Raw genomic sequence first — 10,740 nt, forward strand, 5'->3', positions numbered from 1 at the left:
GTTAGCCTCCATACTGCCGCCCCTGAGCCGTGACCATCCATCCTGTCGTAACCTGCTTTCGCGCAGCCCCAGAAGTTAGCCTCCATACTGCCGCCGCTGAGCCGTAACCAGCCATCCTGTCGTAATCTGCTTTCGCGCAGCCCCAGAAGTTAGCCTCCATACTGCCGCCGCTGAGCCGTGACCAGCCATCCTGTCGTAATCTGCTTTCGCGCAGCCCCAGAAGTTAGCCTCCATACTGCCGCCGCTGAGCCGTAACCAGCCATCCTGTCGTAATCTGCTTTCCCGCAGCCCCAGAAGTTAGCCTCCATACTGCCGCAGCTGAGGCGTGACCAGCCATCCTGTCGTAATCTGCTTTCGCCGCCTCTGGCTGCAACCCGCCGCTTGGCCGCAACCAGCTTTCGCGCCAAGCTCGCTCCCGCGCATCAAGTGCAGCCTGCACCTTTAGCAACCCCATCTCCCATCCGAGCATCCTCTGCCCGCCTTAGAGCCAGTGTCAGCAACTGCTCAAGCCGTTCCGCACCGCACCGTCCCGGCTGCACCGGCAGAAACTGCCGCGCTCCAGCAAAATATGCTATCATGCCTATAGAAGGCGGTGTGTCCGCCGAGTTTTATAGTTCAGCAAGGTGGGTGTGGTCCCTCATGGGTATTTCAGAGTTATTGTCCTACATGACGGAGGAGAATTTGGCGTTGCTGCTCGAAAAGTACCGCTCATTAGGTCCGTTGCCAGGTCTCTTACTTCCATTTATGAAGTCGTTCGTTCCCCCGCTGCCCACGCTTGTTATCATTAGCGTCAACGCTGCCGTATACGGGCTGTGGCTCGGCTTTCTGTACTCGTGGATCGGCATTGTTAGCGGATGCCTGGTGACGTTTGCAATTGTGAAAAAGGTGGCGGGCCACCCCTATCTGGTGCGTTGGTCGCAGAAGCCAAAGGTGCAAAAAAGCCTCGTCTGGGCGCGCAGACAGGCTTTCAATTATGTGTTCCTGCTCAGTTTGTTTCCGGTGGGGCCGTTCGTCGTCATTAATATGGCGGCCGGGCTGGTCGGGATGAGGTTTCGGTCGTTCCTGGTGGCTGTTCTTGCCGGCAAAGCGGTGATGGTGATGTCGGTGTCTTTCATCGGTTACGATATTCACCGGTTTATCGAGAGCCCCGCACGGCTCGTTTATGTGGTGTTATTTATCGGCGTTTCGATGGTGATCAGCAAACAGATCGAGAAGCGCTTCAGCCATACGTAAGTTTATTTTGGCGTTAAGCCGCTTAGCCTTAGTCGCTGGATACTTGAAGCTGAAGCTTCGAGTACAGCGCCGCAGCTGGGCGGTTTGTTCGTTAAGGAAGGAGAAGCTCGAAGCCGCGTTCAAAATGTCCCGATCCGGGAGAAACATCACCGGGTACCCGATTCCGTTACACCGTCGGTCTGCAGCTCGCTTTGGGGGATGCCATGCCGGTATTGTCTCAGCGCGTGACGGTGGGCATGCTGATGCCTTTTGCGCTGCCTTAGCAAGGAAGGCGGCGATGCTGCTCAAGCGGCTCATACCGGTCAAGACGGCCCGGACACGGGGATAACGGCCAGACGAGCCCCTCAAGAAGGAGGAAGCTCGTCCTGTCCGTTCGTATCCGCTTCGGTGTAGATGCGCACTTGGTGCTGGTCGTCGATGGTGGCCAGAACGACATCTTGGAGGTCAAGTTGTGCATGATGAACTTGTTCCTCCAGCCACGCCTGGTTCTTCCCCTGCTCGGTCAGCATGGCGGCATTCGTCGTTCCTTCTACCACAACAGGCTTGACCAGTGAGAAAGGGGCGGTAGGGATATTCAAATCCTTCGGCGTAACGGCCTGATACTGGGACTCCAGGAAGAAGGAGATAGTGCCCCCGGTTTCCCACAGGGCGAGAGCGACCTTCTGGATATCTTCGATTTGCTGTTTGCGCAGCTCCGAGAAGAGATGGTCGACTGAAATACGGGCTTTGCCCAAGTTTCGCATGATGATCTGACCGTGCTGGATCAGCTTCAGAGGCGCCGGATCGAGGTAATGCTTCAGGAAGTTCCATTTTAATCCGAGCCATGAGGTGATGATATACAGAGCCACGAGCACAGTGGTGGTTATCATGGAGCCTGTTAACGACAAGCGCTCGTCGGACAAGGGGTGGGCAATAATATTGCCCAGAATAAGCGCAATTATGAAATCTAGAAATCGGAGCTGGGAGATGGAACGCTGCCCCAGCAATTTGGCTACGATGAGCAGGAAGATGTAGCCTACGATGGCCCGCATGGCCCATTCGGCGGCTGTCAAAGTTTCCTGTGTGTGAATAAAGTCGAGCAATCGAGTCACGCTCCGAGCGTAGAATCTTAAGCTCCCTTACTCTTCCCCCACTCTTCCAAATTTATCCCAATCCCCGTGAAGGTCCGTACCGCCCGATTACACGAGCGGCTGCATGCCCCGTTCCAGCCAATCCTCGCGGGTCGGGCCGTACACATCCGGCACGCGCAGTCCGGCTTGGCGCATCAACACGATCATCTCGCCACGGTGATGAATTTCGTGCGAGATCAGCATGCGCAGCGCCAGTGAATTAGGCCACATCTCGCCGTACATGTCGCTGGATTCCGTAAGCTTGGCATCCGTCCATTGGGATTGGATCGCGCCGGTTAACGCTGCAACTTGCGACCGATATGTATCGGCAATCACGCTGGCCGAGGCCGGCGCAAGCTCGCCGCCTTCAGGCGCTTCGAACGATAGGCCCGTACGGGTCGTGAACTCGTGGATCGTCGTGGCGATATGCCAAGCCAATTGGCCGAGCGAACGGAAATCCGGCGCAATACGCTGGGCAAGGGACGCGTCGGTCAAAGTATCTAGTACGCGCTGAGTCGTTTTGGATTCATGGTTCCACTCGTTAACGAAATCTAGAATAGTAGTAAACATAAGGGAAGCCTCCTTGAATGGGATATATCCTCATTATAGGCACCCTGACTGACAACATCCTGTCAGTGTTAGGAATAGAGCGCTACAATTTTTTCGGCTTTCTCTTTGATCACGGCCGCCAGATGCGAGGGCTCGAGAATGCGTACGCCAGGTCCGAAGCCGAGCAGCATGTTGTGCAGCCAGGGCTCGTTCGGTTGTTGGGCGGTAACGATCATGGAGCCGTCAGGCTGATAGGCAATCTGCTTGGTTTGGAAATAATCCTCGATCTGGGCTCGGATGCTGGGTTGTGCATGGAGCACCATGGTGATCAGAGCCCTAGAGTCCCATTGGCCCCAGCCATGCTGGAGGGGCTGGGCGACGTCGGCTCTTCGTTCGAAGGTTTGGTCCAGCACTTCGATTTCTTTCATCCGGGATAGCCGGAAGGTACGGTAATCCTGGCGCAGCAGGCAGTAGCCGTACAGATACCAGCCGAAGCCCTTGGCGACGATGCTCATCGGCTCCGCCGTGCGAACGGACTGTTCGCTCTGGGATGAAATATACTGGAAGGTAATTTGTTTGGATTCCTTGATGGCTGTGCGCAGCCTGCCCAGCTTCTCTTGGTCTTGGCTGTCTTGACGCCATGGATTCATATCGATAATAAGTTGATTGTCGAGCCGGCTTGCGGTATTCATCTCCGATTTGGCGACGAGCGCGCCGACTTTATCGAGCAGATTGCCGATTTCCTGTTCGCCGACGGTGGACCGGATCCCTTTGAGCCCGACAATGATCGATTGCAACTCTTCCAGGGACAGGAATTGGCGTTCCAGCCGGTACTGGTCCATGATTTCATAACCGCCGCTTAAGCCGGCATAGGACACGATGGGAATCCCCGCCTGATTAATGGCTTCTACATCCCGGTACACGGTGCGCAGCGATACCTCGAAGCGCTCTGCGAGCTCCTTCGCGCTTATTCGGCGGCGATTCAGCAGCAGCATGGTAATGGCAAGCAGACGATCGATTTTCAAAAAGAAGCACCTCACTGATTTGCATTAGATCTATTCAGGACTCCGCTGTCCGGCGATGATGCCGAAGGCCTGTTCCAGGATGGTTTTATCTCGCAACAGCATGAAAGAAGGGGAGTACTGGCGGCATTTGGCCAGGGATTCGCTCATGACTTCCAAGGCTTGGCTTAAGTTCATCCACGTTACGTACATGCCGAGCTGCCTTTCTTTTTTGGTCAATGCGGGAGCTGTGGCAAGATGTTGGGCTTGAGCGATGTAGCAGTAGGAGAGCTGCATGAAGCCGTTGCGGTTCTTATGCTCTTCAATGCGCCCCAGGACGTGTGTGATTTCGGCCTCATAGCCGGTTTCTTCCATAATCTCGCGTAGAAAAGCATCCTCCGGAAGCTCGCCGTTCTCGATGCCTCCGCCTGGCAGCTTATATAGATCTGTTTCCGACATATACATCATCGCGACGTTCATCTCGCGATCCACCAGAACACCTCTCGACGCGTAGCGCGATACGACATCTAAGTATGCAGGCTCGCCGCCGAGGATATCGCTGTCTTTGATTCGTTTGATAAGCTGCAATAGGATCCCCCTCGCTGAACGTGTATTCCATAAATACCCATACACAGAGTATAGTATAACTCAGGTAGCCATGTCTCGAAACTTGGAGGAGGGATTGCAATTGATTGGGAAAGAGAACAAAGATTGGATCGTTGATACTGACATCACCTCTCTGCAACAAGCGATGGAAGCGGGGGAGATCTCCTCGGCCGAACTGGTCGCTATGTATGTAGAAAGAATAGAGAAGCTCAATAACCGCATTAACGCGGTGTTGGAAATTAATCCGGATGCGCTGTACATCGCACAGCAGCTCGATGAGGAGCGGCGGAAGCAGGGCAGCCGCGGGCCTATGCACGGCATTCCGATCCTGCTCAAGGATAATATCGACACGGGCGACAGCATGCATACGAGTGCGGGCTCTTTGGCGCTTGCGGAATCCTGCGCCGCCGAGGACGCCTTCATCGCCGCGAAGCTGCGAGAGGCAGGGGCTGTGCTGCTCGGGAAGGTCAACATGACGGAATGGGCGAATTTCATGTCCGGGCCGATGCCTTCCGGTTACAGCTCCAGGGGAGGCCAAGTATTGAACCCTTACGGTCCCGGGACATTTGAGGTGGGCGGATCGAGCTCCGGCTCGGGGGCAGCGACAGCCGCCAGCTTCGCCGCTGCGGCGGTCGGCACGGAAACGTCGGGCTCCATTGTGAATCCGGCTCACCATAACAGCTTGGTCGGCCTCAAGCCAACGGTGGGCTTGCTTAGCCGGAGCGGCATCATTCCGATTTCCCACTCTCAGGATACGCCCGGACCGATGACGCGGACGGTGACGGATGCTGCGCTGCTGCTAGGCGCAATGACAGGCGTGGATGCGCGGGACCCTTTAAGCCGGGCCAGTGAAGGGCGGTATCAGCAGGATTACACGGCCTTCCTGGATGCGGACAGCTTGCGAGGCGCAAGAATCGGCATCCCACGATGGTTCTACCAAGATTTGTCCGGTGAGGCGCGGCGTATTGCCGAGAGTGCCGTGAACGTGCTGCGGGAGCAAGGGGCGATCGTGATTGACCCGGTATCGCTGCCATGCGAGCAAGCGGAATGGAATTACGAAGTGCTGCGCTACGAGTTCAAAAAAGACCTCAACGACTACTTATCGAAGCTGGACGCCTCCGTACCCGTGCATTCCTTGCAGGAGATCATCGCCTTCAATGAAGAGCATGCCGCACGGGCATTAGTCTATGGGCAGAATACGCTGATTTGGTCGGAGGAGACAAGCGGTACGCTCACCGAAGAAGCGTATCTCGCTAATTTGGCCAAATATCAGGAGCTGACCCGGGCGGGAGGCATCGATCATGTGCTGGCCGAGCACAGTCTGGATGCGCTGCTGTTTCCCGGCGACGAAGGTTACGACATCGCGGCGCGGGCCGGGTATCCGCTGCTTATCGTACCTGCCGGCTACACCAAGGACGGTCCGATGGGCGTCATGTTCGCAGCGGGAGCCTACAGTGAAGGGAAGCTGCTGGGTTTGGCCTACGCTTTCGAGCAGGCGACCAAGGTCCGACGTCCTCCGATGATGGCATAGTGGAATACCCCTTGGAAAAATTTGAAATAATAAGCCCGAATTCAAATTAAGGTTCAAGGGAGTTAGATGATGGATATGTTGACCAAAAGCGTGAAAACCGCTCTGTGTGCGGTAACGGCCGGCTTACTGGCATGCTGCCTTTCCTTCGGAGGAGCGGGCGCGGTCCGAGCGGCAGGCTATGAGGAGCTCCCTCCGCCGGTCCAGCAGCCTGAACCGGCACAACAGGGGCAGTTGATCCAAACCCGCGACATCGATGTAACCGGAGACGGCAAGCCCGACAACGTCTCTCTCGTCGGTTCGAAGCTGGACATGGGCAGTCCCTACTACGATAAGCTGTTCGTCGTGGTGACCAGCCCTGGGCAGACCCGAGTCGTCATTCCGCTGCAGGGCGGCTACAACCCGAATATGCAGTTCTGCGATTTCATCGGCGACAAGCTGCCGCAGATTTATGTCTCTGCCGAAAACGGGGGCAGTGGCGGGTTGTCCAGCTTTTATATGTACTCGCTAAAAAATAATGTCCCGACGGCGATCCCGCTGCCTGTGCCGCTCCGCGTCTCCGCCACGTTCAAGAAAAATTATGTCGTGCTCATGAAGATTCAGGAAACCGGCAATTCGTTCAAAATTGACATTAAGGACCGCAAGGACGACTATGAGCAGTTCGGCGTCTACAAGGATGGGAAGCCCGTTAAGCCGATCATTGTCACTGTAGATGCCTACAGCCTGTTGAAGCCTGTGGACAAGGAAGGCAGCGGCCGCTGTGAGTTGAGAGGCGTTCAGCGGATTACCGGCATCTCGAACGCAGATACGCTCGGCTATGTGACCTCCGAATGGCAGTGGAAGAAAGGCGGATGGGTGCTGAAAAAATCCGCAGTAGTCCCAAGTCTGCCGCCCAGCCTCGCACGATAAAAAAAACCGCCATGTCATGGTGAGGGGCACCTTCAATGTTAGATCGAATCTAATCATTGGGGTGTCGTTCATGACGCGGCGGTTTTCCTTTTGGGGTGATCCTGTTTTACACCCAGTTGCCCTTGCGGAACAGCGGCTCGCGGGTGCCGTCTTCCAAGAGTCCGTCAATGTCCATGTCGGCGGAGCCAATCATGAAATCGACGTGGATTAAGCTCTTATTGAATCCGTTCTGCGCCAGCTCCTCAGGCTTCATCCCAGTACCGCCTTCAATAGTGAACGGGTAGGAGTTGCCCAACGCGATGTGGCAGGAAGCATTTTCATCGAATAGGGTATTATAGTAGATCAATCCGGATTTGGAGATCGGCGAATCGTAAGGCACGAGAGCAACCTCGCCCAAATATCGGGCGCCTTCATCCATGTCCAGCATTTTGTTCAGCACTTCTTGCCCCACTTCCGCGGTGGCATTCACCACTTTGCCGTTCTCGAAGGTGAGGGTGAATCCGTCGATCAAGGATCCTTGGTAGCTAAGCGGCAGGGTGCTGCGTACGGTCCCGTTCGTGCCGGTTTTGGCCGGCATGGTGAACACTTCCTCCGTCGGGATGTTCGGGATGAAGAAAGTGCCCTTCTCCGTTTCGCTTCCCGCGGCAACCCACAGATGCTTGGGCGCAAGCTCGATATACAAGTCGGTTCCCTCGGATTTGAAATGGAGCTGCTTATATCTTTTATCGTTCAGCATATTCATTTTGCCGGTTAACGTGGCGACATGCCGGTTCCATGCGGCGACCGGATCGTCGTTGTCTACGCGGGTCAGCTTGAAAATCTGCTCCCACAGCTTCCGAACGCGCTCCTCTTCGCTCAAATTCGGGAATACTTTGGCGGACCATTCCGCCGTCGGGTAAGAAACCATCAACCAGCTTACTTGATTGTTCCTCATATAGTTGAGGAAGCCTTCGCGCGCCGTAGCCGCGGTTTTGGAGGAGACGGCAACCCGTTCCGGATCTACATCTTTCAGCAGATCGGAGTTGGGGGCGTAGATTTGCAAGAAAGCGGCGTCGTTCTTCGCCATCTCTTCCAGCCCTTTCGCCCGCCACATCGGGTACTCGCGCAGTGTGGACTCCGGCGCATGTTTGAGGCGCAGCGCCTTCACTTCATCGTCATCCCAGTCGACGACCACGTCTTTGGCACCAGCCTCATAGGCTTTCTTGGCCAGCTTTCGCACGAAATCGGCACAAGCAATCGGGGTCATAATAACGACCGTTTGGTCTTTTTGTACATTTAATCCTACACGGATGGCCAGTTCGGCGTATTTATCCAGATAGTGTTCGAAAGTCTCCATCGCTCGGGCTCCTTTATATTTTAGTAAGTTTTAGTGTATGATAGAAAATAAAACTTTAACCATTGGGAGAAAGGCTGGCACAATATGGAAACGAAGACTCCTACGAGCACGACGTCCAATTTCATTAAGAACATTGTAATCGAAGATTTAAATTCAGGCAAAGTCAGCCAGATCGTTACCCGATTCCCCCCAGAACCGAACGGATACCTTCATATAGGACATGCGAAGTCGATTGTTCTCAATTTCGAATTGGCGGATGAGTTCAAAGGACTGACGAACCTCCGTTTTGATGATACGAATCCCGTTAAGGAAGATACCGAGTATGTAGAATCCATCAAAGCCGACGTCGCTTGGCTGGGATTCCAATGGGACGGCCTCTTTTTTGCATCGAATTATTTCGAGGAAATGTACAACCGTGCGGTGCTGTTAATCCGCAAAGGCCTGGCCTACGTCGACGACCAAACGGCCGATCAAATCCGCGAGACGCGCGGGACGCTGACACAGCCCGGAACGAACAGCCCGCATCGCGACCGCAGCGTGGAGGAGAACTTGGCTTTGTTCGAACGGATGCGCGCAGGAGAGTTCAAGGACGGCGAGCGCGTGCTTCGCGCGAAGATCGATATGTCTTCTCCGAATATCAACTTCCGCGATCCGGTCATTTATCGTGTCGTTCATGCGCATCATCACAACACCGGGGACAAATGGTGCATCTACCCGATGTACGCTTATGCGCATCCGATTGAAGACGCAATCGAAGGCGTTACGCATTCCATCTGTACGCTGGAGTTCGAGGACCAACGCCCGTTCTACGACTGGGTCATCCGCGAGTGCGAGATGCCGAATGTGCCTAGACAATACGAGTTCGCCCGCCTGAACCTGACCAATACCGTGATGAGCAAAAGAAAGCTGAAGCAGCTCGTAGACGAGAAGGCCGTTGACGGTTGGGACGATCCGCGGATGCCGACCATTTCCGGACTGCGCCGCAGAGGCTTCACGCCGGAATCCATTCGCAACTTCGCCCGTGAGATCGGCGTGGCCCGCAGCAACAGCACCGTCGATGCGAAGATGCTCGATCATTTCATCCGCGAGGATTTGAAGCTGAAGGCTCTGCGCACGATGGGCATTCTGAACCCGCTCAAGGTTATCATCACGAACTATCCGGAGGATGGCGTGGAGTATTTGGATGCGGAGAACAACTCGGAGAACCCGGAGATGGGGCACCGCCAAATTCCGTTCTCCCGTGAGATCTACATCGAGCAAGATGATTTCATGGAAAACCCGCCGAACAAATATTTCCGGTTATTTCCCGGCAACGAAGTGCGCCTGAAGAACGCGTACTTCATCAAGTGCAACGACTTCGTCAAAGATGCCAGCGGCAAAGTGGTGGAGCTGCACTGTACGTACGATGTCGAGACGAAGAGCGGCAGCGGCTTTACAGGCCGTAAAGTGAAGGGCACGATCCACTGGGTCGATGCGAAAACGGCTGTGCCGGCGGAGTTCCGTCTCTACGAGCCGCTCATTCTGGACGATGAAGAGGATGAGAACGCATCTTTCCTGGAGAATCTCAACCCGAACTCGCTGACGATCGTGCAAGGTTTCGTGGAAGCGAATATGAAGGATGCGAAGCCGCACGATAAGTTCCAATTTTTTCGCCACGGTTATTTCAACGTGGATCCGAAGCATACGACCAGCGATAAACTGGTGTTTAATTTGATTGTTTCGCTGAAGAGTTCCTTTGAAGTGTAAAATGAGAGGATGTCCCGGACGCCGTTTGAGCGTCTGGGGCATCTTTTTTTGCGGGGTTAGACGGGACGAGGCGGAGCGGAGCGGCGTTAGCCGGGAGGTGGCATGGCTGCGGCGAGCAGATCTAACGGACTCCACGGCCGTTAATGTGGAGAAAATCGCTGTGTCGTAGGTCTAACGGACACGGGGGCTCCTATTTGCCGATTGCGAGGGTGAATTCGGGTTGAAATGGCGGAATAGCGTCGCAGCAGTCCGTTAGCGTTATAAATCGGCGGAGAATCGCCGAATAAGCGCATCTGTGTCCGTTAGCCGGGAGCGGCTGCGGCGAGCAGATCTAACGGACTCCACGGCCGTTAATGTGGAGAAAACCGCTGTGTCGTGGGTCTAACGGACACGGGGGCTCCTATTTGCCGATTGCGAGGGCAAAATCGGGTCAAATTGGCGGAATAGCGTCGCAGCAGTCCGTTAGCGTTATAAATCTGCGGGGAATCGCCGAATAAGCGCATCTGTGTCCGTTAGCCGGGAGCGGCTGCGGCGAGCAGATCTAACGGACTCCACGGCCGTTAATGTGGAACCGCCGTGTTGCGGGTCTAACGGACACGGAGGACCCTATTTGCCGATTACGAGGGCGAAATCGGGTCAAATTGGCGGAATAGCGTCGCAGCAGTCCGTTAGCGTTATAAATCTGCGGGGAATCGCCGAATAAGCGCATCTGTGTCCGTTAGC

Annotated in this window: 10 protein-coding genes; 4 read left to right on the forward strand and 6 right to left on the reverse strand. The window is 55.1% G+C overall.

From position 1 onward, the window contains the following. Positions 1 to 149 precede the first annotated feature (149 nt). Entirely contained in the window at positions 150 to 407 is a 258-nt protein-coding gene (locus tag J2X61_RS36180) for a hypothetical protein (protein ID WP_310195286.1), read from the reverse strand. Positions 408 to 639: 232 nt separating this feature from the next. On the opposite strand from J2X61_RS36180, the gene J2X61_RS36185 reads away from it, so the two are divergent. After that, positions 640 to 1,233 carry a TVP38/TMEM64 family protein gene (locus tag J2X61_RS36185; protein WP_274471800.1) on the forward strand — a complete coding sequence of 198 codons (594 nt, stop codon included), beginning with the start codon at positions 640 to 642 and terminating at the stop codon, positions 1,231 to 1,233. A 344-nt stretch (positions 1,234 to 1,577) separates the two neighbouring features. Here the strand turns inward: J2X61_RS36185 and J2X61_RS36190 are convergent, their stop codons facing one another. The 4 genes from J2X61_RS36190 to J2X61_RS36205 form a co-directional block, all read right to left on the reverse strand. Continuing rightward, positions 1,578 to 2,315, reverse strand: a complete 738-nt coding sequence (locus J2X61_RS36190; protein WP_310195290.1) for a DUF421 domain-containing protein — start codon at positions 2,313 to 2,315, stop codon at positions 1,578 to 1,580. A gap of 96 nt (positions 2,316 to 2,411) precedes the next feature. After that, complete coding sequence (locus J2X61_RS36195; protein WP_310195293.1) at positions 2,412 to 2,912, reverse strand: DinB family protein; 501 nt, start codon at positions 2,910 to 2,912, stop codon at positions 2,412 to 2,414. A 68-nt stretch (positions 2,913 to 2,980) separates the two neighbouring features. Then, positions 2,981 to 3,916 (reverse strand): helix-turn-helix transcriptional regulator, encoded by a 936-nt coding sequence (locus tag J2X61_RS36200; RefSeq protein ID WP_274471797.1) that lies wholly within the window; start codon positions 3,914 to 3,916, stop codon positions 2,981 to 2,983. 30 nt (positions 3,917 to 3,946) lie between these two features. Continuing rightward, positions 3,947 to 4,480: an NUDIX hydrolase gene (locus J2X61_RS36205; protein WP_274471796.1), complete on the reverse strand. Its 534-nt coding sequence runs from the start codon at positions 4,478 to 4,480 to the stop codon at positions 3,947 to 3,949. A 103-nt stretch (positions 4,481 to 4,583) separates the two neighbouring features. Here J2X61_RS36205 and J2X61_RS36210 point away from each other — a divergent pair, with 103 nt between their 5' ends. Both J2X61_RS36210 and J2X61_RS36215 read left to right on the forward strand, forming a co-directional pair. Continuing rightward, a complete protein-coding gene (locus J2X61_RS36210) occupies positions 4,584 to 6,029 on the forward strand; it encodes an amidase family protein (RefSeq protein WP_310195300.1) in 1,446 nt (481 codons plus the stop codon). 75 nt (positions 6,030 to 6,104) lie between these two features. Further along, positions 6,105 to 6,935: a hypothetical protein gene (locus J2X61_RS36215; protein ID WP_274471795.1), complete on the forward strand. Its 831-nt coding sequence runs from the start codon at positions 6,105 to 6,107 to the stop codon at positions 6,933 to 6,935. A gap of 106 nt (positions 6,936 to 7,041) precedes the next feature. Here the strand turns inward: J2X61_RS36215 and J2X61_RS36220 are convergent, their stop codons facing one another. Further along, positions 7,042 to 8,271, reverse strand: a complete 1,230-nt coding sequence (locus tag J2X61_RS36220) for an aminopeptidase (RefSeq protein WP_274471793.1) — start codon at positions 8,269 to 8,271, stop codon at positions 7,042 to 7,044. An 84-nt stretch (positions 8,272 to 8,355) separates the two neighbouring features. Between J2X61_RS36220 and J2X61_RS36225 the strand changes: the two genes are divergently transcribed. Beyond that, complete coding sequence (locus tag J2X61_RS36225; RefSeq protein ID WP_310195297.1) at positions 8,356 to 10,017, forward strand: glutamine--tRNA ligase/YqeY domain fusion protein; 1,662 nt, start codon at positions 8,356 to 8,358, stop codon at positions 10,015 to 10,017. The last annotated feature ends 723 nt before the right edge of the window (positions 10,018 to 10,740 follow it).

The sequence above is a fragment of the Bacillus sp. 3255 genome (assembly GCF_031456485.1).
Lineage (GTDB): Bacteria > Bacillota > Bacilli > Paenibacillales > NBRC-103111 > Paenibacillus_E.